The organism is Amycolatopsis acididurans, assembly GCF_012328925.1.
Classification (GTDB): Bacteria; Actinomycetota; Actinomycetes; order Mycobacteriales; family Pseudonocardiaceae; genus Amycolatopsis_E; species Amycolatopsis_E acididurans.
The window spans coordinates 181,073-207,015 of sequence record NZ_JAAXLS010000009.1 but is presented as its reverse complement, the minus strand read 5'-3'; the positions used below and the strand labels follow the sequence as shown (position 1 = coordinate 207,015).

Annotated in this window: 22 protein-coding genes; 13 read left to right on the top strand and 9 right to left on the bottom strand. The window is 71.3% G+C overall.

The features are described 5' to 3' along the window. Positions 1-2: 2 nt before the first annotated feature. Together HFP15_RS16540 and HFP15_RS16535 are read right to left on the bottom strand one after the other, a co-directional pair. A complete protein-coding gene (locus tag HFP15_RS16540; protein WP_312871619.1) occupies positions 3-1,568 on the bottom strand; it encodes a serine/threonine-protein kinase in 1,566 nt (521 codons plus the stop codon). Between the two features lie 9 nt (positions 1,569-1,577). Further along, positions 1,578-3,026 carry a pyruvate, phosphate dikinase gene (locus HFP15_RS16535; protein ID WP_168516423.1) on the bottom strand — a complete coding sequence of 483 codons (1,449 nt, stop codon included), beginning with the start codon at positions 3,024-3,026 and terminating at the stop codon, positions 1,578-1,580. A 17-nt stretch (positions 3,027-3,043) separates the two neighbouring features. On the opposite strand from HFP15_RS16535, the gene HFP15_RS16530 reads away from it, so the two are divergent. Next, complete coding sequence (locus HFP15_RS16530; protein WP_168516421.1) at positions 3,044-3,643, top strand: transcriptional regulator; 600 nt, start codon at positions 3,044-3,046, stop codon at positions 3,641-3,643. 5 nt (positions 3,644-3,648) lie between these two features. Here the strand turns inward: HFP15_RS16530 and HFP15_RS16525 are convergent, their stop codons facing one another. Further along, complete coding sequence (locus tag HFP15_RS16525) at positions 3,649-4,710, bottom strand: TetR/AcrR family transcriptional regulator (protein ID WP_168516419.1); 1,062 nt, start codon at positions 4,708-4,710, stop codon at positions 3,649-3,651. Positions 4,711-4,773: 63 nt separating this feature from the next. Next, the gene (locus HFP15_RS16520) at positions 4,774-5,370 is read right to left on the bottom strand and encodes a TetR/AcrR family transcriptional regulator (protein WP_168516417.1); all 597 of its coding nucleotides are present in this window, start codon (positions 5,368-5,370) and stop codon (positions 4,774-4,776) included. 109 nt (positions 5,371-5,479) lie between these two features. Between HFP15_RS16520 and HFP15_RS16515 the strand changes: the two genes are divergently transcribed. Then, on the top strand, positions 5,480-5,923 hold the full coding sequence (locus HFP15_RS16515) for a cupin domain-containing protein (RefSeq protein WP_168516415.1): 444 nt from the start codon (positions 5,480-5,482) through the stop codon (positions 5,921-5,923). A 50-nt stretch (positions 5,924-5,973) separates the two neighbouring features. On the opposite strand, the gene HFP15_RS16510 is transcribed toward HFP15_RS16515, so the two are convergent. Next, entirely contained in the window at positions 5,974-6,348 is a 375-nt protein-coding gene (locus HFP15_RS16510; protein WP_168516413.1) for an STAS domain-containing protein, read from the bottom strand. A 68-nt stretch (positions 6,349-6,416) separates the two neighbouring features. On the opposite strand from HFP15_RS16510, the gene HFP15_RS16505 reads away from it, so the two are divergent. From HFP15_RS16505 to HFP15_RS16495, 3 genes are read left to right on the top strand one after another with little or no spacing between them, the layout of a single operon-like run. After that, positions 6,417-10,556 carry a HAMP domain-containing hybrid sensor histidine kinase/response regulator gene (locus HFP15_RS16505; RefSeq protein ID WP_168516411.1) on the top strand — a complete coding sequence of 1,380 codons (4,140 nt, stop codon included), beginning with the start codon at positions 6,417-6,419 and terminating at the stop codon, positions 10,554-10,556. Continuing rightward, positions 10,556-12,829: a SpoIIE family protein phosphatase gene (locus tag HFP15_RS16500; RefSeq protein WP_168516409.1), complete on the top strand. Its 2,274-nt coding sequence runs from the start codon at positions 10,556-10,558 to the stop codon at positions 12,827-12,829. The genes HFP15_RS16505 and HFP15_RS16500 overlap by 1 nt, the downstream gene beginning before the upstream one ends. 48 nt (positions 12,830-12,877) lie before the next feature. Further along, entirely contained in the window at positions 12,878-13,288 is a 411-nt protein-coding gene (locus tag HFP15_RS16495; RefSeq protein WP_168516407.1) for an STAS domain-containing protein, read from the top strand. Between the two features lie 90 nt (positions 13,289-13,378). Here the strand turns inward: HFP15_RS16495 and HFP15_RS16490 are convergent, their stop codons facing one another. From HFP15_RS16490 to HFP15_RS16475, 4 genes are read right to left on the bottom strand one after another with little or no spacing between them, the layout of a single operon-like run. After that, a complete protein-coding gene (locus tag HFP15_RS16490) occupies positions 13,379-14,779 on the bottom strand; it encodes an MmgE/PrpD family protein (protein ID WP_210717340.1) in 1,401 nt (466 codons plus the stop codon). Then, positions 14,776-15,591, bottom strand: coding sequence for a cyclase family protein (locus HFP15_RS16485; RefSeq protein ID WP_168516405.1), 816 nt, complete (start codon positions 15,589-15,591; stop codon positions 14,776-14,778). Before HFP15_RS16485 ends, HFP15_RS16490 begins: the two co-directional genes overlap by 4 nt. Continuing rightward, entirely contained in the window at positions 15,591-16,424 is an 834-nt protein-coding gene (locus HFP15_RS16480) for an HpcH/HpaI aldolase/citrate lyase family protein (RefSeq protein ID WP_168516403.1), read from the bottom strand. Before HFP15_RS16480 ends, HFP15_RS16485 begins: the two co-directional genes overlap by 1 nt. Beyond that, positions 16,421-17,608: a CaiB/BaiF CoA transferase family protein gene (locus HFP15_RS16475; RefSeq protein ID WP_168516401.1), complete on the bottom strand. Its 1,188-nt coding sequence runs from the start codon at positions 17,606-17,608 to the stop codon at positions 16,421-16,423. The genes HFP15_RS16480 and HFP15_RS16475 overlap by 4 nt, the downstream gene beginning before the upstream one ends. Before the next feature lie 227 nt (positions 17,609-17,835). On the opposite strand from HFP15_RS16475, the gene HFP15_RS16470 reads away from it, so the two are divergent. The 8 genes from HFP15_RS16470 (at position 17,836) to HFP15_RS16435 (ending at position 25,933) form a co-directional block, all read left to right on the top strand. Then, positions 17,836-19,080: an ABC transporter substrate-binding protein gene (locus HFP15_RS16470; RefSeq protein WP_168516399.1), complete on the top strand. Its 1,245-nt coding sequence runs from the start codon at positions 17,836-17,838 to the stop codon at positions 19,078-19,080. After that, a complete protein-coding gene (locus HFP15_RS16465; protein ID WP_246271742.1) occupies positions 19,077-20,090 on the top strand; it encodes a branched-chain amino acid ABC transporter permease in 1,014 nt (337 codons plus the stop codon). The genes HFP15_RS16470 and HFP15_RS16465 overlap by 4 nt, the downstream gene beginning before the upstream one ends. Positions 20,091-20,160: 70 nt before the next feature. Then, positions 20,161-21,204, top strand: coding sequence for a branched-chain amino acid ABC transporter permease (locus tag HFP15_RS16460; RefSeq protein WP_168516395.1), 1,044 nt, complete (start codon positions 20,161-20,163; stop codon positions 21,202-21,204). Then, positions 21,201-21,935: an ABC transporter ATP-binding protein gene (locus tag HFP15_RS16455; RefSeq protein ID WP_210717339.1), complete on the top strand. Its 735-nt coding sequence runs from the start codon at positions 21,201-21,203 to the stop codon at positions 21,933-21,935. Before HFP15_RS16460 ends, HFP15_RS16455 begins: the two co-directional genes overlap by 4 nt. After that, positions 21,922-22,623, top strand: coding sequence for an ABC transporter ATP-binding protein (locus HFP15_RS16450; protein WP_168516391.1), 702 nt, complete (start codon positions 21,922-21,924; stop codon positions 22,621-22,623). Before HFP15_RS16455 ends, HFP15_RS16450 begins: the two co-directional genes overlap by 14 nt. After that, positions 22,620-23,939, top strand: a complete 1,320-nt coding sequence (locus tag HFP15_RS16445; protein ID WP_312871617.1) for an MmgE/PrpD family protein — start codon at positions 22,620-22,622, stop codon at positions 23,937-23,939. Before HFP15_RS16450 ends, HFP15_RS16445 begins: the two co-directional genes overlap by 4 nt. Before the next feature lie 12 nt (positions 23,940-23,951). Then, complete coding sequence (locus HFP15_RS16440) at positions 23,952-24,578, top strand: aspartate/glutamate racemase family protein (protein ID WP_168516389.1); 627 nt, start codon at positions 23,952-23,954, stop codon at positions 24,576-24,578. Continuing rightward, positions 24,575-25,933: an FAD-dependent oxidoreductase gene (locus HFP15_RS16435; RefSeq protein ID WP_168516387.1), complete on the top strand. Its 1,359-nt coding sequence runs from the start codon at positions 24,575-24,577 to the stop codon at positions 25,931-25,933. Before HFP15_RS16440 ends, HFP15_RS16435 begins: the two co-directional genes overlap by 4 nt. Positions 25,934-25,943: the final 10 nt, after the last annotated feature.

Sequence of the window (25,943 nt, the reverse complement as noted above, 5' to 3'; positions counted from 1 at the left end):
GTTCAGCCGTGGCCGTGTTTGCCGGGTCCTGATTTGGTGTGGCTGGTCTGGGGATTGGCCGGCGGCGGGGCATTGACCACAGGTGGCTGCGGCGCCTGCGTCGTGGTCGGGGGCGGTGGTGGCGCGGTGCTGGTGTCGCTCGTGAGGACCTTGTCGCTGTTGATCAACGGCGACGGTGCCGAGGCCATGAGCGTCAGTTCGTGTGTCTCGGTGACGGTGGACCCGTTGGCCAGTGTCATGGCGATGCCGACGGTCACCGTGTTGGTCCCGCTCACCTGAGGTGGTGCGGTGACGGTGAGCGCCGAAACCGTCGACCAGAACGCGCGATATGTCGACTGGCCCTGCGCCTGCGGGCCCGGCCCGAGCCGGGTCCACGCGGCATCGGCCTGGGCGGGCAGCAGCGCGTAATAGCCCGAAACCGTGTCGGTGAGGGTTTGCGCGTCCAGCGCCGCGGCGTCCCCGGCCGCCGAGGGGGTGGAGATCGAGCCGCCGCGCGGCGAGGCCGTCATGATGCTGATCAGGATCGCGACCGCGGCCACCGCGACGAGGATGGCCGCGCCGGGCAGCACGTAGCGCAGCGCCGAGCGTCTCCGGTCCGGCGTGGGCGCGGCGGTGAGCCTGGTCGCGTTCTTGCGTCTGCCGACCGGGGTGACCGGGACGGTGAGCGAGGACGGCGTGGCCACCGGCTGGGTGCGCCCATCGCGCGGGCTCAGCGTGTCCGGCGGCACCGGCACCTCGTCGACCACCGCTTGGAGCGCGCTGGTGAGCTGCACGGCCGTGGGCCGCGTGGCGGGATCGGGGCGCAGCATCGCGGTCAGTACCGGGGCCAGCGCGCCCGCGCGCTGCGGCGGCGGGAACTCGCCGGCCGCGACCCGGTGCAGGACGGCGATCGCGTTGCCCTCGTCCTCCCCGAACGGCGGCTCGCCCTCGACCGCCGCGTACAGCGCCGCGCCGAGCGAGAAAACGTCGGAATCCTGCGTGGGCTGCTCACCCTGCGCGACCTCCGGAGACAGGAAGGCGGGCGTGCCGGCCACGACTCCGGTCCTGGTCACGGTGACGTCCCCGGTGGCGTGGGAGATGCCGAAGTCCGCGATCTTGACCGTGCCGTCGTCGCCGACGAGCAGGTTGCCGGGCTTGACGTCGCGGTGCACCACCCCGGCCGCGTGCGCGGCGGCGAGCGCCGCGGCGGCCTGCACGCCGATGCGGGCGACCTTGGCCGGTTCGAGGGGCCCGTCCTCGGCGACGACCGCCGCGAGGCTGCGGGAGGGCAGATACTCCATCACCAGCGCGGGCTGGCCGTTGTGCTCGGCCACGTCGTGCACGGTGATGACGTGCGGATGACGCAGCCGGGCCGCGATCCGGCCCTCGCGCATCACCCGCTGCCGCGACTCCTCGGTGTCGTCCGGGCCGGGCCACAGTTGCTTGACCGCGACCGGCCGCTGCAGGCGTTCGTCCTGCGCGAGCCACACCACGCCCATCGCGCCCGCGCCGAGACGGCTCCGCAACCGGTACCGTCCCGCGAGCAGCGTGCCTTGCATCGTCGTCTCGTCCGTTCCCGCATGCGTCACCCGATCAGGTTAGAGCAGGGCCGCCTTGGCGGCAGTGAGCCGTGCGATCTCGTCACGATCCGGACGGCCGCCGCAGGTCCGGTCGGCCCAGGCGAGCAGTCGCCGCAGGTGAGCATCCTCGGTGCCGGCGAGGACGCGGGCCCGGCCGAGCACCACCTCACCCGCGGCACCGTCGATCGTGACGAGCGTGCCCTCCGCCAGGTCCACCGCGCCCGCGCCGACGACCGCGGGTTTGCCCATCGCCCGCGCGACGACGGCGGCATGGCTGGCGGGGCCGCCGACCGCCGTGACCACTCCCGCCGCGACGGCCAGTCCGTGCATGTCCAGCGGCGAGGTGTGCGGGCGGACGAGCACGACCGGACCGGACGCGGCCATCCGCACCGCCGCGTCCGCGCTCGTCGCGACGCGGCCGGTCGCCACGCCGGGACAGGCCCCGGTGCCGCGGGCGAACACCTCGGCGTTGTCCAGGCGCGGCGTACGCGCGTGCCGCAGGTCATCGGGGGAGACCCGCATCAACGCCTCCTCGCGTGTGATCAGGTGCTCGTCGGCGAGATCGACCGCGACACGCACGGCCGCACGTCCGGTGAACCGCCCGGGGCGTACCTGCAACAAGCACAGTTCCCCCGATTCGACCGTGAACTCGGCATAGCACGCGTCGCGGTAGTGATTTTCGATGACGGTGAGCGCGTCGCGAAGAGCGTGCCACGCCTGCGGTTCCCGCTCGGCGAGCACGCGCAGCGGGTCGGCCGGGAACCGTCCGGACACGAGATCCTCACCTTGACGGCCGAACACGACCTCGCCGGAGGGGATCGGTGCTCCGGTGGTGGGATCTCGGCTGAACGCGACGCCGCTGCCGCTGTGGGCGTCGCGATTGCCGAACACCATCGCCTGCACCACGACCGCCGTGCCGAGATCGTGCGCGATGCCGTGCAGTTCCCGGTATGTCCGCGCTCGTGGCGTGTGCCACGACGAGAAAACGGCTGCCACGGCCATGTGCAGCTGCTCGCGGACGTCCTGCGGCGGGTTTTCCCTTGTCGCGGCCGCGAACCCGGCCACGAAACGCCGCCGCGAATCGTCGGCGAACCCGGGCTCGCCGGTTTCCCGGGCAAGGGCGGCCGTCGTGCCGGAGGTCAGGCCCAGGTTGAGGATCGTGTCCATCATGCCGGGCATCGACACGGCGGCGCCGGATCGCACGGACACCACGAGCGGCCGGTCCGGACCGCCGAACCGGCGTCCCGTCGCGGCCTCCAGACCGGCGATCGCCATCCCGAGTTCCTCGTCGAGACCGGCGGGGAAGCGCCCGGTGTCCAGGAATGCGCGGCAGGCCCGTGTGGTGATGACGAACGCGGGCGGGACGGGCAGGCCGAGGCGGTGCAGTGTGGCGAGGCCTTCTGCTTTGCCACCAAGGAGATCCGCCGTGCTTCCGGCGCCACCCGGGAGTGCGAGAATCCACTTCATACCGCTAGCCTGGACGGGTGCCCGACCTTCCTCTTCGTACCGAGACCGATCTGCTGGTGCTGCATGCCTTGCGCTGCATCGGTTTCTCCAGTCTTGCCGCGGTCGCCGCCGCGTCCGGTCTCGACGAGTCCACTGTGGAGTCCCAGCTGATCGACCTCGCCGTGGCCGGCCTCGTGACGCGCGTGCCCGGCGAGTTCGGCGGGTGGGGACTGACCGAGGCCGGCCGGGACGCCGACGCCGAACGGATCGCGGCGGAGCTGAAGGGCTCGGGCGCCTGGAACGTGGTGGCCGAGGCGTACAGCGAGTTCCTGGAGCTCAACCCGGAACTGCTCGACCTGTGCACCGCGTGGCAGACCCGCGACCCCGCCGATTCCGCGCGTGGCGCCAGGATCCTGGAGATGTTCGCCGAGTTCGACAAGCGTGCGGACGAGGTGTGCGCGCGGCTCTCCGGCGTGCTGACCCGGTTCGCCCGCTACCGCGACCGGCTCGCCGGGGCGCTCGAGCGGGCGGTATCGGGCGAGGTGTCCTATCTCACCGACCACACCGCCTCCTATCACACCGTGTGGTTCCAGCTGCACGAGGATTTGCTTGTCACACTGGGAATTCCGCGGCACTGAAGAGCTCATCGGCGCACCCCGGCGGCAACGGCGTGCCCGGCGCCACGACCACGGGCGCGGGCCACGATCGCGCCGCCCTCGACGCGGACGGCATCCTCGGTGTCGTCGCCCGGCTCGGCGACGTCGAGGGCCGAGGCCAGCGGGCTCCCGTCGAGCACGAGCTGCAGCCGCGGCCAGTCGGCGGGCGCGAACGTGCGGCGCAGGCAGGCGAGAAGATCACCGATCCGCAGCCGTACGAGACGTCCGGTCTCGGCGGGGTCGCTCGTCACCACGGCCACCGTGACGCGGTCGCCCTCGCGCACGGCGCGCACGGCTTCCTCGGCTGCTTCGAGGCGCCGCGTGCCGAGCACGGCGACGACACCGTCCGCGGCGGTGTCGGCCGGGCGTCGCGTGATCGCGTCGGTCAGCCCGCCGGGCGGGATCCAGGCGTCGCGGCAGCGGCGGGCGGCACGCACGTGGGGGAGATGCGGCGGGGCCCAGATGTCGGACAGATCGGCCCCGGCCAGGTGCGCGCAGGCGCGCGCGACGTCGAAGGGATCGCCGAAGCCGGGCGCGGTCTCGGCCAGCTGAGCCGCGCCGTACAGCAAGGTCAGCACGAGCCCGGCGAGCCGCACCCGGCGCGAGCCCGGCGGCAGCCGCGCTTCCAGTGCCGACGCGAGCAACAGCGCCTCCAGCCGCGTGATCTGCGCCAGCGCCGCGCGGGCCGGTTCGTCGAGCACGCCGGTCAGCGAGCGAAGCCGAAGCGCCGCGTTCGCGGGCAGGTCGCCGGTCAGCGGCAGCCGTTCGAGCCAGCCCCGGGCGAACGCGCCGAGTGCGTCGCCGGGATCGGCGCCCGGCGGCTTCGCGGGCGGGTCCGCGTGCTCGGTCATGTCCACGAGCACGGCGAGGTAGAGCGCCCGTTTGCCGGGGAAGTTGGAGTACACCGCGCCGCGGGTGAGCTCGGCCCGCTCCGCGATGCGGTCCACCTTCGCGCCCGCGTAGCCGTGTTCGGCGAACTCCTCCCGCGCCGCGAGCAGCACGGCCGCGCGGGTGCGCTCCTGCTGTTGCGCCCGGGTCAGCCGGACCATCGGCACTCCTCTCCCCGCATCAGGATACTCACGTCATCCAGATGATAGGAACATCTTAAGGAGTCAGTCCGCCCGCGCCTCGCGGCTCGCCGTCGCGACCAGCGCCCGGGCCGCCCAGTGCTGGACGCGGAGGATCCCTTCGGCGTCGAGTCCGCAGATGTCCCGCAGCACGATGGTCGACTCGATGCCGATGACGACGGCGAGGGCGTGGGCCAGCCGGTCGAGCTCGTCCTGGTCCAGTGCCCCCTGAAGCGGGCTCAGCGCGCGTTCGACATATTCCAGACGTCGGCTGGGACGCGGCGGCACCCCCGGCTCGATCGCGTCGCGGTCGATGGTGAAGCGGATCATCTGGCGCAGCAGCGGTTCGTTGTCCATGGTCATCCGCGACAGCGCGTCAACGAGGCGGTCGACCCGGTCGGCCACCGGCGCGTCGGCCGGGCCCGCTTCGATCGTCAGCTCCATGTTCTGCCGGGTCGCCTCCAGGGCGGCCTCGACCGACAGCTGCTCGGCGCTGGGGAAGTACCGGTAGGCCGTGCGCCGGGAGATCTCGGCGGCGTCGGCGACCTCGGCGACCGACGGCCGCCGCCCTTCGGCCATCAGCCGCCCCGCCGCCTCGACGAGCGCCTTGCGCGTCCGGCGCTTCTGGTTGTCCCGAGCCATCGCTGTTGACCCCGTTCCCTGTCCGCATTAATGTCACAACAGTGTCATGAAGGCACTCACGTGACAGGATAACAGTCGCGTGTCATCGAATGGCGGAAAGGAACTCCTCATGACCGAGCAGCAGATGCGGCCGGCGCAGGCCGTCGTGATGGGTCCGGACGAGGGCCGGGAGCTTCCCCTGATCGGACGGGTGGCGCTGAGCGGCGCCCAGACCGGCGGCGCCTTCGAACTGATCGACTTCCGCGGCAACGCCGCGTGCCCGCCCCCGCACATCCACCGCGAGCGCGAAGAGTGCATCCAGGTGCTCGAGGGCCAGTTCACCTTCACCATCGGCACGGAGGAGGTCGAGGTGGCGCCCGGCAGCTGGGTGTACGTCCCGCGCGGCACCCGCCACGGCTTCACCGCGAGCGCCGACGCCCGCGCCCTGATCCTGGTCACGCCCGCGGGCCTGGAAGGCTTCTTCGCCGAACTCGGCGGCGGGCTCGCGGCCGGGACGCCCACCCAGGAGCTGCGCGCCGCGCTCAAAGGCCGCTTCGACTCGATCCCGGCCTGACCTCGGTCAGCCACAGTCCACAATGGACCGCCGGCGTCGGACGGTGCCGCCTACGGCCGGTGCGCGAGCGCCTCCTCGCGCGTGGGGAAGATCGCCAGCTGCTGGTCGAGTCCGACGATCTGCATCGCGCGCGCCGTGGACCGACCGACGGCCACGATGCGCACGGCCGTCGCGTCCCCGGCGGTGCGATGGGCGGCCACCAGTGACGTCATCCCGGCCGAGCCGAGGAACGTGACCCCGGTCAGGTCGATCAGCAGCAGCGGCGGCCGGCGTTCGAGCGCGTGCTCGATCCGCTCGTCGAGCCGCGGCGCCGTGACCACGTCCAGCTCTCCGGCGACCACCACCGCGAGCCCCTCATCGAGCTGTTCGAGTTCGGCGGTCAGGTCGGAGCGGGAAGGCGATCTTTCGGGGTCGGACCCATGCATGCGGATATCTTGCCTTACCCGGCGCCCCAGCACATCCGGCGCCGCGATATCACCTCCGGCGCCGTCGGATGTGGGATGTTGTCGGTGGTGTTTCCCAGCGGCTCCTACCGGAACGGGCGGTACACGTGAAAGACACGGCGACGGTTGTCGGCGAGATCGACCTCCGCCGGTTGCTGACCGGCCTGACCGCCGTCCGCGACGGCGATTTCCGCACGAGACTGCCCGAACAGGAAGGGCTTCTCGGCGAAATCGCCACCGTCTTCAACGGGATGGTCGACCAGCTCGCGTTGTTCACCTCCGAGGTCACGCGCGTGGCGCGCGAGGTCGGCACCGACGGCAGGCTCGGTGGCCAGGCGAAGGTGCCGGGCGTTTCGGGCACCTGGAAGGACCTGACGGAGTCGGTCAACGCGATGGCGGGCAACCTGACCACGCAGGTGCGCGACATCGCGCAGGTGGCGACCGCCGTCGCGCAGGGCGATCTGTCGCAGAAGATCGACGTGGACGCGCGGGGCGAGATCCTGGTGCTGAAGGAGACCGTCAACACGATGGTCGATCAGCTGTCCTCGTTCGCCGGTGAGGTCACGAGAGTGGCCCGCGAGGTGGGTACCGAGGGCCGGCTCGGCGGCCAGGCGCGGGTGTCCGGCGTCGCCGGCGTGTGGCGCGACCTCACCGACTCCGTGAACTTCATGGCGGGCAACCTCACCGACCAGGTGCGCTCGATCGCGCAGGTCACCACCGCGGTCGCGCGCGGGGACCTGTCGCAGAAGATCGTGGTCGACGCGCGCGGCGAGATCCTGGCGTTGAAGGAGACCATCAACACGATGGTCGACCAGCTGTCGTCGTTCGCGGGCGAGGTCACGAGAGTCGCGCGCGAGGTGGGTACCGAAGGACGGCTGGGCGGCCAGGCCGACGTGCAGGGCGTTTCGGGCACCTGGCGCGACCTGACCGATTCGGTCAACTTCATGGCGGGCAATCTGACCGGCCAGGTGCGCTCGATCGCGCAGGTCGCGACCGCGGTGGCGCGCGGCGATCTGTCGCAGAAGATCCGGGTGGACGCGCGGGGCGAGATCCTGGCGTTGAAGGAGACCATCAACACGATGGTCGACCAGCTGTCCTCGTTCGCCGACGAGGTGACCCGGGTTGCGCGCGCGGTGGGGACCGAGGGTGACCTCGGCGGGCAGGCCACCGTGCGCGGCGTGTCCGGCACGTGGAAGGACCTCACCGACAACGTCAACCTGATGGCGGGCAACCTCACCGGGCAGGTGCGCTCCATCGCGAAGGTCGCGACGGCGGTGGCGCGCGGCGATCTGTCGCGCCGGATCACCGTCGAGGCCAAAGGCGAGATCGCCGAACTCGCCGAGACGATCAACACGATGGTCGACACGCTCTCGGCGTTCGCCGACGAGGTCACCCGGGTCGCCAAGGAGGTCGGCACCGACGGCGTGCTCGGCGGCCAGGCCCGGGTGCCGAACGTGGCGGGCACCTGGAAGGACCTCACCGACAACGTCAACTCGATGGCCACCAACCTCACCAACCAGGTGCGCAACATCGCGCAGGTCACCACCGCCGTCGCGCGCGGAGACCTGACCCGCAAGATCGACGTGGACGCGCGGGGCGAGATCCTGGAGCTCAAGACCACGATCAACACGATGGTCGAGCAGCTGTCCGCGTTCGCCGCGGAGGTCACGCGGGTCGCGCGCGAGGTGGGCCGCGAGGGCAGGCTCGGCGGCCAGGCCGAGGTCGAGGGCGTGTCGGGCACCTGGAAACGGCTGACGGAGAACGTCAACGAGCTGGCGGGCAACCTCACCCGCCAGGTGCGTGCGATCGCCAAGGTGACCAGCGCGGTCGCCGAAGGTGATCTGACCCGCTCGATCGCCGTGGACGCCTCCGGCGAGGTGGCCGAGCTCAAGGACAACATCAACGCGATGGTGCGGTCGCTGCGCGAGACCACCGCCGCCAACCGCGACCAGGACTGGCTCAAGACCAGCCTGGCCCACATCACCGGGCTGATGCAGGGACAACGCGATCTGGACACGGTCGCCGAGCTCGTCATGGACGAGCTGGTCCCGTTGGTGCGCGCGCAGTACGGCGCCTTCTACCTCGCCGAGGAGTCCGGGCTGCGGCTGATCGGCTCCTACGCGGGCCCGGCCGAGCCCCGGCGGTTCGCGTTCGGCGAGTCGCTGGTGGGACAGGCGGCCCGCAGCGGGAAGACCATCGCGGTCGACGACGTGCCTGCCGAATACCTCACGATCTCCTCCGGCCTGGGCCGGATCGCGCCGGTGAACCTGCTCGTCGTGCCGATCACCGTCGAGGGCGAGGTGCGCGGGGTGCTCGAACTCGCCTCGGTGCACCGGTTCACCGGCCTGCACCGGGATTTCCTGGCCCAGCTCATGGAATCGATCGGCGGCAACGTCAACACGATCGTCGCCAGTGCCCGCACCGACGAGCTGCTCGCCGAATCGCAGCGCCTGGCGGGCGAGCTGCGGACGCGCTCGGAGGAACTGCAGTCGCGGCAGGACGAACTGCAGCGGTCCAACGCGGAGCTGGAGGTCAAGGCGGCCCTGCTGGCGCGGCAGAACAGCGACATCGAGACCAAGAACCTGGAGATCGAGCAGGCGCGCCAGGAACTGGAGTCGCGGGCGCAGCAACTGGCACGCGCGTCGAGGTACAAATCGGAGTTCCTGGCCAATATGAGCCACGAACTGCGCACCCCGCTGACCAGCCTGCTGATACTGGCCCAGCTGCTGGCGCAGAACCCCACCCGCAACCTCACGCCGAAACAGGTGGAATACGCCGACATCATCCATTCCGCGGGCTCGGATCTGCTCCAGCTGATCAACGACATCCTCGACCTGTCCAAGGTCGAGGCGGGCCGGATGGACATCAGCCCGGAGCGGGTGCCGTTGCGCCGGCTGCTGGACTACGTCGAGGCCACCGTGCGCCCGCTGACCACGGAGAAGGGGCTGGCGTTCCGCGTCACCACCGCGCCGGGTGCCCCCGCCGAACTGGTCACCGACGACTCGCGGCTGCGCCAGGTGCTGCGCAACCTGCTGTCCAACGCGGTCAAATTCACCGAGCAGGGCACCGTCGAGCTGCGCATCGAGACCGCCGATCCGGCGGGGCTTCCCGCCGCCGTCCGCCGGCACGGGCCCACCCTCGCGCTACGCGTCATCGACACCGGCATCGGCATCGCCGAAGCACAACTGGAGTCGGTTTTCGGGGCGTTCCAGCAGGCGGACGGCACGACCGGGCGCAAGTACGGCGGAACGGGACTCGGCCTGTCGATCAGCCGCGAGATCGCCTACCTGCTCGGTGGGGCGATCACCGTGGACAGCGTGCTGGGCCAGGGGAGCACGTTCACCCTGTACCTGCCCGTCGCCCGGCCCGATTTCGTGGCCAGGCAGGAAATCGCGGGGGCGACGCAGGACGCGCCGGCCCGTAGGCTGCTTGTCGTGGAAGAACGCCCGAGGGGCCTGCTCGCGCTCGTCGCGGAAAGCGCGGTGTCCGACCTGGCGGGCGAACCGGAGCCCGGTGGCCAGGCCGAGGTCGTCGCCGCCGGGTACGACACGGAGCTGCCCGACGGGCCGTTCCACTGCGTCGTGGCCGACCTGGGCGCGGGCGGCGAGCCGGTGCGCCGGATTCTCGCGACGATCGGGGACGACCCACGGCTGCACGGCGTTCCCGTGCTGGCGCACCGGGCGCGGGAACTCGAGGGCGGCGGGCCTGGCGAGTACGGCCCGTCGGTGGAGATCCTGACCAGCCTTGACGATCTGCGTGCACGGATCGCGTTCCATCTCGCCACGCCCGCCCCGGCACCCGTGCCGGACGACGGGCTGGCCGGCCGCACGGTGCTGATCGCCGACGACGATCCGCGCAATCTGCTGGCGCTGCGCGGCATTCTCGAACTGCGGGGGATGCGCGTGCTCGAGGCCGAGAACGGGCGCGAATGCCTCGACGTGCTCGCCGCGCACCCGGAGGTGGTGCTGGTACTGATGGACGTGATGATGCCGGAGATGGACGGGCATGCGGCCACCGAGGCGATCCGCGGCATGCCCGAGCATGCCGGGCTGCCGGTCATCGCGGTGACCGCGAAGGCGATGCTCGGCGACCGCGAGCGCAGCCTCGCCTCCGGCGCCAACGACTACGTCACCAAACCCGTCGACGCGGACACGCTGGTGGCCCGCGTGCGGCGCTGGCTGGAGCGCTGATGGCCGGCGAGGACGCCGGGGTGGCCAGGCTGGCCGCCACTGTCGAACGGCTACGCCGGGAACTGCGCGACACGCGGACGGCCGCGGACGGCCGCGCGCTGCTGGAGCTGGCCAAGGGCGTACTCGTCGAGCGGCTGCGGTGCGGTCCGGCGCAGGCCGCGCGGCAGATCGAACTGCTGGCAGGCCAGCTGGACTCGACCCCGCTCGAGGTGGCCGCGCAACTGGTCGACCGCGTGGCGGGGGACACGCTGTCCGTGCTCCCGAAACAGTCCACTGTGGACGACCCGGCGGAGGTGGTGCGGTCGCGTACGGCCGAAAGCGCCGTGCTCGCCGCCGAAGACAGCCGGCGCGCGGCCGAATCGGTGCTCGCCTACGCGCTGACCCCGCTGGGCGCGACGACGGTGGTGATCTGGGCGGCGGGCGGGGACGGTTCCCTGACGCTGGCCGGGTTCGCCGGGCTGGCGCCGGAGGAGGCGAAACGGTGGCGGTATGTGCCGCCCGGCGTGGACACACCGGCCCAGCGCGCCCTGGCCCGGCGGGAGGCGGTGTGGATCGAGGATCTCGCACGCGACGGGCTGCCCACCGCCGGGCAGCGCTGCTCGCCCGAGGGCGGCCGCGCCGCGATCCCGGCGCGGCTCGGCGGGCGCGTGCTCGGCGTGGTCGAGGTGGGCTGGCCCAAACCGGTCGCCGCGCCGGCCCCGCAGGTGCGGCGGCAGCTCGAATCGCTGGCCGAGTTGTGCGCGCACACCCTGGAACACGCCCCCGCGACCGAGGTGTCGTGGGCGGCCGACCTCGCGGACCTGGCCGACGGCCTGCCCGATCCGGCGCTGGTGCTGCGCCCGTACCTGCAGGACGGGCAACTGCGGGACTTCCGGATCCACCACGTCAACGCCGATTTCGCCGATCCCCGCGGTCGCCCGCGCGAGGCCGTCGACGGCGCGCTGCTGCTGGAGGCGTATCCGCTGGCGGCGGGCGAGCTGTTCGACCGGATCGAACACGTCTACGCGACGGGGGAGTCCTTGCGCGCACGCCGGATGCGCTGGCGCAACCTGGCGGGCGTGACCGTGGTGGCCGACGTCGGGATCAGCAGGCACGGCGACGCGGTGCTGCTGGTCTGGCGCGTCGAGGACGAGCCGGCCCGGCTGGCGGAGCTGTTGCGGCACGCGCAACGGCTGGGCGGCGTCGGCGGGTTCGAGGAGCGCATCGGCACCGGCGAGATCACCTGGAGCCAGGAAACGTTCGCGGTGTGCGGCCTGGACGCCACCGACGAGCCGATCCCGCTGGTGCGGCTGCCCGAGTACGCGCACCGCGACGACGCGGTCGCCATCGAACGGTTCTTGCGTACCGTCTTCGAGCGCCGGCATCCGGGTTCGGTGGCGTTCCGGCTGCTGCGCCCGGACGGCCTGACCAGGCACGTCAAGGTCGTCGCCGAACCGGTGCCGGACGCGGCGGGCCGCCTGCTGTCCGTGCGCGGCGCCTACCAGGACATCTCGGCGCAGCACTGGACCGAGGTGGCGCTGTCGGCGACCCGGGACCAGCTGACGCACACCGAGCAGCACGCCGAGGAACAGAACCGACTCACGTTGCGGCTCCAGCGCGCGATCATGCCCGACGCGCAGCCCCCGATCACCGCGACCGGCCTGCGGATCGCCACGCGCTACCGTCCCGCGGAGGAGGAACAGCTCGTCGGCGGGGACTGGTACGACGTGGTCGTGCTGCCGTCGAAGCAGGTGCTGCTGTCGGTGGGCGACATCGTGGGACACGGCATCCAGGCCGCGACCGGGATGGTGGTGCTGCGCAACGCCCTGCGCGGGCTCGCGATCACCGGGGCCGGGCCGGCGCGGCTGCTGACCTGGCTCAACCTCGTGGCCTACCACTTGACCGACGAGATCCGGGGCACCGCGGCGTGCGCCCTGTACGACCCGTCGACCGGAGTGCTGCGGTGGGCGCGCGCCGGGCATCCGCCGCCGGTGCTCGTGCGGGACGGGCAGGCCACCAGCCTGCCGCTGCTGCCGGGGGTGCTGCTGGGCGCGTTCGCGCAGACCTGCCAGGAGGAAGGCGAGGTCCGGTTGTGCCCGGGTGACCGGCTCCTGCTCTACACCGACGGGCTGATCGAGCGCCGCGACCAGCCGCTGGAGGATTCGATCGAGCATCTGCTGAGCGTGGCGGCCGGGATGAGCGGGCCGCTGGAGGAATGGACCGATCACGTGCTGGAACACAGTGACGCCAACACCGTCGACGACACCTGTGTCGTCGCTGTTCAGGTCGGGTGAGCAACCGTTGCGCTGCACCTGCCTAGCCGCTTTGGGACAATGTTGATCATGCCGCATGGCGACGGACGAGAACAGCAGGCCCGGGCGGCCGAAGAGGTGTTCACCCTGGAGTGGGAGCGCCCGGAGCCCGACGCACTGGTGGTACGGGCGGGCGGCGTGATCGACATCGCGTCGGCACGGCAGCTCCGGGAGGGCATCGCGGCGGCGCACGAGGTGTCCGCGCATCCACCGGACCGCTTGGTGCTGGACCTGACGGGTGTGACGTTCCTGGATTCGGCGGGGCTGGCCGTGCTGGTGGAGACGGCGAGCAGGTGCAGCCAGGACGGCTGCCGGTTCGCGCTGGCGTGCACCAGCCGGACGGTGCTGAGCCCGCTGAAGATGACCGGCCTGGACCGGGTGCTCACCGTGGTGAGCTCGGTCGAGGACGCACTCGCGGTACGGGACGGGGCGACTTCGTAGGACGGCGCGGCGGGAATCAGGCGGTACCGGTACCACTAGTCCATTGTGGACGAAGGCTGGGCGGAGCCGGCGGCTCGCCCAGCCCTGGCGTCATCCGTGCAGCAGGCCGGTGAGTTCGCCGAGATCGGTGAGCCCGGCCAGACCGTAGGTCAGCTCGGTGATCCTCTCCGCCACGTCCTCCGTCACCACGCGGGTGGCGTTGAGCCGGAACTTCAGCGCCAGTTCCGCGGCGGACAACGGGTTTTCCGCGCCGCCCCGGTTGGCGTCCACGCGTTCCTCCAGCGTGCGGCCGTCGGACAGTCGCGCGCGGAGCACGGCGGGGAACTGGTGCGGGAAGATCTCGTCGCACCGGTCGTCCGGTACACAGTGGACCTTCGCGGCCAGCGCCAGCCGCTGCGGGGACGCGGCGGCCTCGTCGGTGAAATCGTCGTGGAAGACGCCGAGCCCGCCGCCGCCCAGCAGGCCCGCGGCGACCGTGTAGGGGCCGGAGAACGCCGCGTGGTAGCCCGATCGCGGGTGGATCTTGTCCTCGCGCGGTTCACCGATCGTGCGCAGCACCGCGGTCGGCGCGCCCAGCTCCAGCGACTCGATGTCCGACACGTCCACCTGCTCGCGCAGCCGCCGGGCCGCGTCGATCCCGGCATGAGTGAAGTGGTTGCACGGATAGGGTTTGAAGAAGATCCCCGGCAGTTCCCACCGCTCGCCGAGGCCGTTCACGATCGCGTCCACATCGGTCTGTTCTCCGCAGAAGGCCTGCAGCAGCCCGAAGCGGCCCTCCAGCACGGTCGGCGGACCCGTGATGCCGTGGCGTGCCATCCCCGCCGCCGTCACCGCCGCGTGTGCGGCCCAGCCGCAGTGCACCCGTTTCACCGTGCCGCCGGTGCGGTTGGCTTCCAGCAGGCCGGAACCCATGCTGGACGCGATGCCCAGGGTGTCGGCGATACCTTCTTCGTCCACATCGGACAGCATGGCGCAGGCCACCGCCGCGCCCAGGGCGCCGCAGATCGCCGTCGCGTGCAGGCCGCGCTCGAAGAACACCGAGTTGCCGAGTTCCTCGTCGTAGCCTGCCATGCCGAGCCGCACGGTGATCTCGACGCCGACGCCGATCGCGTCGAGCAGCGCGGCACCCGAGGCGCCACGGGCCTCGGCGACGGCCAATGCCGCGGGCACCACCGAGGCCGACGGGTGCAGCACCGAGGGCAGGTGCGTGTCGTCGAAATCCAGCGAATGCGCCAGTGTCCCGTTGACCAGCGCCGCGCTCGGCTCCGGCAGCCGGTCGCCGGTACCGATCGCGGTGGCCCGGCCGGAGCCGCCCCACTCGCGCACCAACGCGCCCACGGCGGCGGCCGGGCGTTCCGAGGTCGCGGCGAGACTGTTGCCGAGCACGTCCAGCACGCGCCGTGCGGCGTCGTCCCGCAGGTCGGCAGGCAGGCCTTTGGCCCGCACCGAGGCCGCGAACCCGGCCAGCCTTTGCACGATCGTCCCGCTCATGCCGCCACCGCCGCCAGTGGACGGATCGGGGAACCGGTGCCGCCGACGATGCGCAGCGGGGCCAGCATGAAGGTGAACTCGCCTGTGCCCTGCTCCGCGATCTCCTCGAGGTTCAGGTGCTCCATGATGAAGATGCCCGACTCCACCAGCAGGACCCGGTGCACCGGCAGCACCGCGTGCCCCGCGCCGGCGGGGATCTGCTCGTAGGCCGTGGTGTCCGCGCCCGTCGCGACGATCCCGCGTGCGGCCAGCCACTGCGCCGCCTCGACGTTCGCGCCCGGCACCCCGGACTCCTTGCCCATGTAGGTGGTGGGCTCGGCGAAGTTGCGGGCCCAGCCGGTGCGGATCAGCGCGACATCACCGGGGCCGGGCTCGGCACCGGCGAGCTTCGCGGCCGCCTCCAGATCCTCCGCCGTCACGCCGTAACCGGGCTCCAGTGTCGGCACGCCGTGCACCGCGGCGACGTCGAGCAGCACCGCGCGCCGCAGCAGGCCCGGCAGGTTCTCGGCACCGTGGGTCTTGAACACCCCGCCCTGCTGGGCCTCGGCGGCGTCGACCTCGCCGTGCAGTTTGCCGCAGTGGCTGACGTGGGACAGCGCGTCGATGTGCGTGCCGACGTGCCCGCCGGTCACGATGATCTCGTTGGCCGCCGAGCCTCCGTCGGGACGCTCCATGTCGCCGTGGCGCCGGATCAGCGTCATCCGGAACCCCGGGTGGTTCGGCGAACACGGCATTCCGGTGAAGAACGGCTGACCGAGTTCGATCAGCCGGACCCCGCCGGCCACCGCCGCCAGCAACGCGTCCTGTGTCATTACTGCCCTTCCTTGACGTACTGGGAATCCGGCTCCGCGACCTCGAGCACCCAGCGGGCGCGCGCGACGATCGCGGCGTCGACAAACTGTCCATCGTGGTCGATCCAGGCGCCTTCGCCGGAGGATGCGAGCCGGTCCAGCAGCTCGCGTGCCCAGGCGGTCTCGGCCGGATCGGGTGCGCACACCTCGTGCACCACGGGAATCTGCGCGGGATGGATGACCGAACGGCCGAAGAACCCCGCCTCGCGCCCGGCCGCGGTGCTCGCGCGCAGCCCGTCGAGGTCGCGGACCGCGGTCCACACGCTCTGCACGGGACTGGGCAGCCCGGCCGCCCGCGCCGCGACCACGACCCGGGATCGTGGCCACGCCAGGGCTTCGCCGCCCCGCACCCGCAGATCGGCCGCGAGATCGGCCTCCCCAAGGGAAATCCCGGCCACCATCGGATGCGCGGTCGCCAGCGCGAGCGCGTTTTCCACGCCCAGCGCCGATTCCAGAACCGGGTACACCGGCACGCCCAGCGTGTCGGCGACGCGGCGTAACTCGCCCGGGTCCTCGCATTTGGGCACCCGCACCCCCGCGAGCGACCCGGGGGAGGCGGTCAGCGTACGCAGATCCGCGGCGCCCTCCGGGGAGGACGGCGAGTTCATCCGCACGAACGCGGCATAACCGGAATTCACCGTGTCCAGCACGGTCCGCCGCGCGGAATCCTTGGCCGCGGCCACGACCGCGTCCTCCAGATCGAGGATCACCGCGTCGGCTCCGCTCGCCAGCGCCTTGCCGATCCGGTCCGGCCGGTCCCCGGGCACGTACAGCCAGCTGCGGTACACCGTCATTTGACGACGCCTTTTTCGCGCAGCTGCGCCAGTTCGGCCTCGCCGACGCCGTAGCGGCCCAGCACCTCCTCGGTGTGCGCGCCCAGCGGCGCGCCGGCGGAGCTGATCGCGCCCGGCGTCTCCGACAGCCGGAACAGCACGTTCTGCATCTTCACCGAGCCCAGCTCGTCGTCGGGGACGGTCGCGATCGTGCCCAGGGCCTCGAACTGCGGATCGCTCATCACGTCGGCGGCGGTGTAGACCGGCGCGACCGCCGCCTGCGCCTCCTCGAACGCCTTGACCACCTCGTCACGATCGCGTTCGGCGATCCACGAGCCGACCGCCTCGTCCAGCACGTCGGCGTGCTGCGCGCGCTGGGCGCCGGTGGCGAACCAGGGCTCGTCGATCAATTCGGGCCGGCCGACCAGCCGCAGCACGCGTTCGGCGATGGACTGGGCACTGGTGGAGATCGCGACCCAGCTGCCGTCGCGGGTCTTGTAGGTGTTGCGGGGCGCGTTGTTCGTGGACCGGTTTCCGGTGCGTTCCTGCAGCGTGCCGAGCTGGTCGTAGGCGATGATCTGCGGGCCGAGCAGGGTCAGGATCGGCTCGATGATCGCCAGGTCCACGACCTGCCCTCGTCCGGTCGACTCACGCGCCCGCAACGCGGTCAGCACGGCGAACGCGGTGGTCAGCGCCGCGATGCCGTCGGCGAGACCGAACGGCGGCAGCGTGGGCGGGCCGTCCGGCTCGCCGGTGATGGCCGCGAATCCGCTCATCGCCTCGGCCAGCGTGCCGAAACCCGGCCGCTTCGCGTACGGGCCGCGCTGCCCGAAACCGGTGACCCGGGCGAGCACGAGACCGGGGTTGATCTCGCGCAGCTCGTCGTAGCCCAGCCCCCAGCGTTCCAGCGTGCCGGGACGGAAGTTCTCGATCACCACGTCGGTGTCGGCCACCATCTTCCGGAACAGCTCCTGGCCCTCCGGCGAGCCGAGATAGAGCGTGATGGCCTTCTTGCCGCGGCCGAGCATCTTCCACCACAGGCCGACGCCGTCGCGCTGTGCGCCGTGGCTGCGCACCGGATCGCCGTTCGGATGCTCGATCTTGACGACCTCCGCGCCGTAGTCGCCGAGCATCGTCGCGGCCAGCGGCCCCGCGAACAGGGTGGCCGTGTCGAGTACCCGGATTCCGGACAATGCGCCCGTCATGGGGCGTACCTGCCTTTCTCGTCCCGGCAACGGCCTCTCGGATAGCCGTTTCGCCGAGGGGAACAACTGTAAACGTCTGGTTTCTTTGCGACGACTCTCGCTGGTCACCAAGTTCGCACTGATCGCAGCCATGCGTCAAGTTACGCGCAGATATTGACCAAACAATGGCGCGGGTGTCACGATAACCCGCATCATTCCAGATGTTTCTCTAAGCGGAACGAGGTGACATGTCCGCGCGAAAGCTCATCGCCGCGCTTGGCGCGTGCACAGTGCTTGCGACAGGCTGCGGCGGCTCGGCACCCATGGGTGTCGCGGGCGCGGCGGCCGAACGCGATCAGGGGCCGGTGAAGATCGCCGCGCTGCATCCGGTCAGCGGTTCCAATGCCGTGGACGGACAGCAGATGCGCCGGGGCGCGCAGATGGCGGTCGACGCGATCAACGCCGCGGGCGGGATCAGATCGCTCGGCGGCCGCAAGGTCGAGCTGATCACCGGCGACAGCCAGGGCAAGGCGGATATCGGGCAGAGCGAGGCGCAACGGCTGATCTCGGCGGGCGCGGTCGGTCTCGTCGGGACCTACCAGAGCGCGGTGAGCACGAACGTTTCCGTGGTGGCCGAACGCAACCGGGTGCCGTTCGTGATGGACGTGACCGCCTCCGACACGATCTTCTCCCACGGCTACAAGTACTCGTTCCGCGTCCAGCCGGGCAGCAAGGCGATCGCCACCGCTGCCGCGCGGTACCTCAAGCAGGTGTCCGAGCAGGCCGGAAAGCCCGTGCGCAAGGTCGCGTTCCTGCACGAGCAAAGCGACTTCGGCAGCGGTGCGGCGGAGGCGTTCACCGCCGCGGCCAAGCAGCTGGGCATCGAGGTGGGGCCCAACATCAGCTACGACGCGACCACGGTCAGCGATCTCACCGCCCAGGTCACCCAGGTCAAGGCGTCCGGTGCCGACGTGCTCGCCGTCGCCGGGTACTACCGCGACAGCCTGCTCGCGGCCAAGGCGATCGCGTCGGTCAAACCCGACCTCAACGCGGTCTGGGGCGTCTCCAACGGCGCCTACGACCAGCCGAAGTTCGTGACCGACGCCGGAGAACTCGGCGCCGACTACTTCAGCACCAACTACCACTACGACGCGACCAACCCGGAAACCGTCGCGCTGCGCGAGCGCTATCAGCGCACCTACGGCGACCCGATGCGCACCGGCGCGGTGCTGTCCTACGACGCGGTCCAGGTGATCGCGCAGGCGGTCGAGAAGGCCGCCAGCACCGACCCGCGCAAGGTACGCGACGCGATCGCCGCGTCCGAGGTCCCACCCCTGACCGTGGGCAACGGCCCGATCTCCTTCGCGGCCAACGGCGACAACGAAAACGCCTTCCCCGTCTTGATGCAGATCCAGGACGGGCAGGTCAAGCAGGTCTTCCCCGCAGAGAAAGCCGAATCCCGGCCCGAGTATCAGGTGGCATGGCGGCCATGAGTGATCTCGACACCTCCCCGGCGGCACCGACCGCCGTCCCAACCGAACCGAAAACCAAGGCGGACAAAGGTTTCCTCGGACGCGCCGGTGTCGCCGGCCTCGTCCTCGTCCTCGCGGTCGTGGTCGCGCTGCTGCAGTCGGGCAGCGGGCTGGTGGTCTGGCAGTCGGTGGTCACCGGCATCCTGACCGGCGGTCTCTACGGCCTCATCGCGATGGGGCTCACGCTGATCTTCGGCGTGCTGGACATCGTGAACTTCGCCCACGGCGCATTGCTGGCCGTCGCGATGTTCATCTCCTTCGGCATGATCTCCGCGACCGGGATGCACCCGTACCTGACGTTGATCGTCGCGGTACCGGCGCTGTTCCTGATCGGCGCCGCCGTCCATCGTGGACTGCTCTCCGGCCGCGGCGGTGGTTCGCTGGAGAACCAGCTGCTGATCACGCTGGGTCTGTCGTTGTTGCTGGAGAACGGGTTGCTGATGTTCTTCGGTGCCGAACCCAAGAACATCTCGCTGCCCGGCGATTTCCAGTTCCCGCTGCTGGGCGCGGTGGTCGCCGGTTCGCGGCTCTACGCCTTCCTCGGCGCGATCGCGCTGGGCGGTCTGCTGTTCTGGTTGCTGCGCCGCACCCGGCTCGGCACCGCGATCCGCGCGGTCGCCGCGAACGGGCCGGGCGCGGAACTGGTCGGCATCAACGTGAGCCGTATCCACACGCTGACGTTCGCGATCGGCACCGCGTGTGCCGGCGCGGCGGCCGCGCTCGCGGGCCCGCTGGTCACCGTGACGCCCACGCTGGGCGAGCAGTTCAACATCACCGCGTTCGTGGTGGTGGTGCTCGGCGGCATGGGTAACGTCGTCGGTGCGCTCATCGGCGGGCTGCTGATCGGGCTGGTCGAGCAGCTCACCACGATCTATCTGGGTGGGCAGAGTTCGCTGCTCGGCGTGTTCGTGGTGTTCGTGCTGGTGCTTTTCCTGCGACCGCAAGGACTCTTCTCACGGAGGCAAGCATGAGCGACAATCGCGAAGCCCCGCTCATGCGGCCGACCGGGTGCGGGTGTCCCGCAGGACACAGGAGGAGCGCATGAGCACGATCATCATCGCGGGTCCGAAGGGGACGACCGTCAAGGCCCCGCCCCTGCGCCCGCAGAACCGGCAGCTCGCGATCCTCGCAGTGCTGGTGCTGATCGCGATCCCGCTGCCGTTGATCCTGCCCCCGGCGCAGGGTGCGGTCGCCGTGCGCATCCTGATCTTCCTGCTGATGGCCGTCGGCTGGAACATCATGAGCGGATTCGGCGGCATGTTCAGCTTCGGGCACGCGGCCTACTTCGGGCTCGGCGCCTACACCAGCGCGTACCTGCTGGTGAAGCACAACGTCTCGCCGTGGATCGGGATGCTCGCCGGCATGGCGGTGGCTGCCGCGGTCGCCGTGGTCATCGGGTACTTCTCGTTCCGCTACAAACTGCAGGGCGCCTACTTCGCGCTCGCCACGTTCGCCTTCGCCGAGATGCTGCGGCTGATCGTGACGAGCAGTTCGTTCGCCAACAAGGCCGTCGGCTTCAGCGTGCCGTTGCTGCCGGATTCGTCGCTGTGGATGATCCAGTTCGAGGCCGATTCCCCCGCCTACTTCTGGGTCGCGCTGGTGCTGGCCGGCGCCGCGGTCGCGATCAGCATCGTGTTCCTGCACTCGCGGGCGGGCCGCTACGTCACCGCGATCCGGGACGACGAGCTGGCCGCGGCCTCGCTCGGCACCCCGGTGATGCGGCACAAGCTGGCCACGGTCGCGTTGTCCGCGGCGATCACCGCCGTGGCCGGCGCCTTCTACACGCAGTACTACCTGTTCGTGAACCCGGAACTCGGCTTCGGCTCGGCCGTGTCGATCCAGGCCATCGTGCCGGTGGTGATCGGCGGTATCGGCACCGTCTGGGGCCCGGTCGTGGGCGCGATCATCGTCGGTTCGCTCACCGACGTGACGGCGACGCTGCTGCGCACCCCGCCGGGCTTCCTCGGCTTCCTGCAGGGCCGCAGCGGGCTGGACGTGGTGCTCTACGCGGTGCTGCTGATCCTGATCGTGCGGCTGCTGCCCAAGGGAATAGTGGGAACCGTCGCGGCGAGGTGGCGTCGATGAGCATCGTCAAGGTTGCCGGGGTCGGCAAATCGTTCCGCGGCCTGCACGCACTGTCCGATGTGGAATTCGAAGTGGCCGAAGGGGAGATCCTCGGCATCATCGGGCCCAACGGAGCCGGCAAGACCACGTTGTTCAACATCGTGGCCGGTGCGCTGAAACCGGACGCCGGCCAGGTCGCCTTCGCGGGCCGCGATGTCACCGGGCACACCCCGGACCGCATCGCCCGCGCCGGCATGGTGCGCACGTTCCAGCTGATGCGCCCGTTCGCGAGCATGTCGGTGCTGGACAACGTCGGCCTCGCCGCGCAGCATCGCCGGTTCTCCCGGCGGAAACTGCGCGAGCACGCGCTCGACGTGGTGGAGCGGGTCGGTCTCGGCCCGTGGGCGCATCGCGTGTCGACCGAACTGCCCACCGCCGGGCTGAAACGGCTCGAACTGGCCAGGGCGCTGGCGATGCGCCCGAAGGTGCTGCTGCTGGACGAGGTGCTGGCCGGCCTGGTGCCGGCCGAACGCGAACCGGTGCTGGACCTGCTCGCCCTGCTGCGTGAGCAGGAAGGCGTGACCGTGCTGTTCATCGAGCACATCATGGCCGCGGTGATGCGGCTGGCCGACCGGGTGCTCGTGCTGGATCAGGGCCGGGTGCTCGCGCTCGGCTCGCCGGAAGAGGTCACCAGCGACGCCCGCGTCATCGATGCCTATCTCGGTGAGGAGCCCACCCATGCTGACGCTTGAGAAGGTGTGCGCCGGATACGGGCGGATGCGGATCCTGCACGACGTCGACCTCACACTGGGGGAGGGTGAGATCGTCGCGCTGGTCGGCGCGAACGGCGCCGGCAAGACCACGACCCTGCGCAGCATCTGCGGTCAGCTCAAACCGTCCTCGGGCACGATCACGTTCAACGGCTCGCCGACGACGGGCAGCCGACCCGATCAGCTCGTGCGCGAGGGCCTGGTGCACGTGCCGGAGGACCGCGCGCTGTTCGGCACGCTCACCGTCGAGGAGAACCTGCGCATGGGCGCGTGGACCCGCACGAGCGAGCAGGCCGAGAAATCGCTGGCGGAGGTCTACGAGCTGTTCCCGGTGCTGGCCGACCGGCGGCGGCAGATCGCGCAGACCTTCAGCGGCGGACAGCAGCAGATGCTCGCGATCGCGCGGGCGCTCATGGCGGGCCCGAAACTGCTGATGCTGGACGAGCCGTCGACGGGACTGTCGCCGAAGCTGACGTGGACGATGCTGGACGCGGTGCGCAGCATCCGTGACACCGGGGTCGCCGTGCTCCTGGTCGAGCAGAACGCCAAACAGGCGCTCGCGATCGCGGACCGGGCGTACGTGCTGGAAAGCGGGGCGACCGTCCTGCAGGGCACCGGCAGGGAACTCGCGAACGACGGCCGCGTGCGGAAGGCGTATCTGGGACTGTGACGGCTGAAGAAACCGCCGCACTGGGCGCGTGGGTGTCCGAAGCGGACAGCGCGCCCGATGCGGTGCTCGAGCGGCTTTCCCTGGTACTGCTGGACGTTTTCGGGGTCACCGCGGCGGGTGCCTCGCTGCCCGAACAGAAGGCGCTGTGCCGGGCGTGGCGTGCGCCCGAGGGCCCGGCACCGCTGATCGGGGCCGGGCGCTGCGTGGCGACCGACGCGGCGGGCTGGCTCAACGGGATGGCCCTGGTCTCGCTCGAACTCGACGAGGGCAACAAGTACGCCAAAGGACATCCGGCCGCACACGGGTTTCCCGCCGTGCTCGCCCTGGCCGCGGAGCTGGACAGCACGGGGCCCGACACCGCGGCGGCGCTGCTCGCGGCCTACGAGGTCGCGTCGCGGTTCGGCCGGGCGACGAGGCTGCGGCCGGGTGCGCATCCGCACGGCAACTGGGGCGTCGCCGGTGCGGCCGCGGGGTGCGCTCGGTTGCTGAACCTCGATCCGGGCGCGACGGCCGCGGCCATCGACACCGGCGCGGGTATGGCGATCGCCGGGCATTTCGACTCGGCCACGGACGGCAATCCGGTGCGCAACGCGTGGATGGGCGCTTCGGCCATGTCCGGGCTCGTGGCCGCGCGGATGGCCGCGGCGGGGATGGCCCGCAACACCGGCACCGCCGCACTGTCGCTGGGCACGCTGCTCGGTGAATTCGACGCGGGGGAGCTGACCGCGGAACTCGGTACCCGCTGGGACATCACGCGCGGCTATTTCAAACGGCACGCGTCGTGCTCGTTCACCCACCCCGCCGCCGACGCGATGCTCGCCCTGCGCGACCGCGCGAAACCGGACGACATCGAGGAGATCCTCGTGGAGAGCCACGCGCTCGGCGCCGGGTTGTCCGAAGTGGACTGGTCGAACCGGTTGTCGGCCATGTTCTCCACCCCGTTCGCCGTCGCGACCGCCGCGCTGACCGGTGAGATCGGCCCGGAGAGCGCGCTCGACGACCCGGCGGTGCGGGCGCTGGCGCGGCGCGTGCGGCTCGTGCCGGCGGACGATCTCACCGCGAGGCTGCCCGACGAGCGCGCCACGCGGGTGAGCGTCACGTTCACCGATGGCGCCACGCTGACCCACGAGGTGCCCAACCCGGTCGGTGACGCCGACCACCACCCACTGACCGAGCAGGACCTGATCGCCCTGCTGGAAACGTGGCTGCCCCGGCGGCCCGCGCTCGTGGACCGCGCCGTCGCGGTGAGCCGCGAGCTGCCCGGCCTGGCCCGCACCGGCGACGCGCTGCGCGAGCTGGCCGGAGACGACGAGTAAGGAGCTGAACTGATGCGTGCCCTCGCGGTGACGCCCATCCACCTGCCACCGGAGGAGATCCGGCGGCGGCAGGAGCGCTACGACCGGCTCGCCCCGCCGGGCCTGGAGATCGAGCTGGCCGACGTCGGCGCCGCCGCCCCGGCCTCACTGGACACCGGTGACGCCGTGCGGGCCTCCGAGCGCGCGGTCGCGGCGGCGCTGGCCGACGCCGAGGGTTTCGACCTGGCGTTCCCGGACTGCGTGCTCGATCCCGCGGTGCCCGATGCGGTGGCGCGGAAGCCGGTGCACGGGCTGCTGAAGCTGTCGGCGATGCACCTGGCGGGCAAGGGTGTGCGGTTCGGCGCGGTCGTGCGCAACGAGGCGATCGGCGCGGAGCTGGAGAAACGCATCGCGGACTACGGGCTGGGGGAGTACTTCGCCGGTACCCGCATACTTGATCTGCCCTTCGCCGCGATCGCGGAGACCAGGACCTGGAACCGGGCGCTCGGCGCCGCGGTGCGGGAGCTGGCCGCGCTCGGCGCGACCGCCGTGATCAATGGCTGCTCCGCCGTCGACGTCGAGCCGGCCGACCTGCCCGCGCGGATCGTCGATCCGACGGCGCTGGCGCTGCGACTGCTGGCCGTGGAGGAGATACGATGACGGACGGTCCCGATCTGATCGTGGCCGGGGCCGGTGGGGGACTGGCGGGTGCGCTGCGGGCCGCCGAGCTGGGGCTGTCGGTGCTGGTCGTGGAGGCCAGCGAGCATTTCCGGCGCGGCAACAACACGTCGATGTCCACCGCGATGTTCCCCGGCGCCGGATCCCGCTGGCAGGCCGAGGCCGGGATCGAGGACTCGCCGCAACGGTTCGTCGCCGACATCATGGCCAAGACCCACGGCCAGGCCGACGCGCGGCTGGCCCGCATGCTCGCGCACGTGAGCGCGCCGCTGGTGGAGTGGCTCGCCGATTCGGCCGGGCTGCCGTTGTCGTTGGTCACCGACTTCAACTACCCCGGCCACGCCGTCCCGCGCTGCCATTCGATCCCGGGGCGGCACGGCTCGGGCGTGATCGACCATCTCGCGCGGCGGGTCACCGGGCACGAGAACATCGAACTGCTCGTCCCGGCGAAACTGGCCGAGGTGCGCACCGACGGCGACGGTGTGTGCGCGGCCGTCGTGCGCTATCCGGACGGCACGCGGGAGGAGATCCCGGCGCGCTCGGTGCTGCTGGCCACCAACGGCTACGGCGCCGATCGCGATCTCGTCGCCCGGCACCTGCCGGAAATCGCCGACGCGCTGTACCAGGGCAGTGACCAGTCGCTCGGGGACGCGCTGCGCATCGGTGAGAAACTCGGTGCCGCCACCGGATACCTCGACGCCTACCAGGGGCACGCCGCGATCGCCGCGAACGCGGGCACGATGGTCGGCTGGGCGACGATCATCCACGGCGCGATCCTGGTCGATGAGGATGGCCGCCGCTTCGGCGACGAGACGCGCGGCTACTCCGAATACGCCGCCGAACTCGCCGCCCGGCCCGGTGCGACCGGCTGGATCGTGCTGGACGAGACGATTTTCCAGCAGTGCCAGGCGTTTCAGGACTTCCGCGACACCGTCGCCTCGGGCGCGCTGGTGTGGGGCGAGGACGCGGCCGGCATCGCTGCGGCGACCGCGCTTCCCGCGCTGGCCGACGAACTCGCCCTCGCCGCGGCGATCGCGCGCGGCGAGCGCGAGGACCCCTTCGGCCGCACCAACTGGGAACGCCCGCTGTCCGGCCGCTACGCCGCGGTGCGGGTCGTGCCCGCGCTGTTCCACACCCAGGGCGGGCTGCTCGTCGATGAGCACGCCGCCGTGGTCGACGCCGAGGACCGGCCGATTCCCGGCCTGTACGCCGCGGGTGGCGCCGCGGCCGGCATCTCCGGTCACGGCGCCGCCGGATACCTGCCCGGTAACGGGCTCCTGCCAGCCTTCGGGCTGGCATACCTGGCCGCGGACGACGTCGCGCGTCGGCAGGCCTGAACGATCACGC